This is a genomic window from Caballeronia sordidicola (genome assembly GCF_000729995.1).
GTDB classification, from domain to species: Bacteria; Pseudomonadota; Gammaproteobacteria; order Burkholderiales; family Burkholderiaceae; genus Caballeronia; species Caballeronia sordidicola_A.
Genome location: NZ_JNFG01000195.1, coordinates 1 through 580 on the forward strand (window position 1 = coordinate 1; position 580 = coordinate 580).

1 protein-coding gene is annotated in these 580 nt (G+C 54.5%); it reads left to right on the forward strand.

What is annotated here, in order from left to right; genetic code table 11:
• The coding region (locus tag FH08_RS0134365; protein WP_031362683.1) for an IS30 family transposase at nt 1-580 on the forward strand (580 nt) is incomplete at both ends.

The following is a 580-nucleotide window of genomic DNA, read 5'->3' on the forward strand; positions in this document are numbered from 1 at the left end:
ATAAGCTCATGCAACTATCACACGAAACGATCTACCGAAGCCTGTATGTACAAGCCCGGGGCGTCCTTAAAAAAGAGCTGATGGAGCATTTGCGCACCCATCGCGTGATGCGACGCGCTAAAAAAGCTACGGGCAGCGGACAAAACCGAGGGGCGATCATCGATGCTGTATCAATCAGCGAACGTCCCGCCGAAGTGGAAGATCGAGCGGTTCCCGGGCACTGGGAAGGTGACTTGATATCGGGCTCGAACAACTCGCATATTGCGACCCTGGTTGAACGCCAATCGCGCTTTGTGATGCTGGTGAAAGTCCAAGGCAAAGACACTACAAGCGTCGTGTCGGCACTGATCAAGCAGGTGAAGAAGCTGCCTAAGGAGTTGCGCCAAACGCTCACGTGGGACCGTGGCCGCGAACTGGCAAGCCACAAGACGTTCACGCTTGCCACAGAGGTCGACGTGTATTTCTGCGATCCACGAAGTCCTTGGCAACGCGGTAGCAACGAGAATACGAACGGCCTGCTACGTCAGTACTTCCCTAAAGGCACACGCCTGGATGGTTATTCACAAGCCGAGTTGAACAA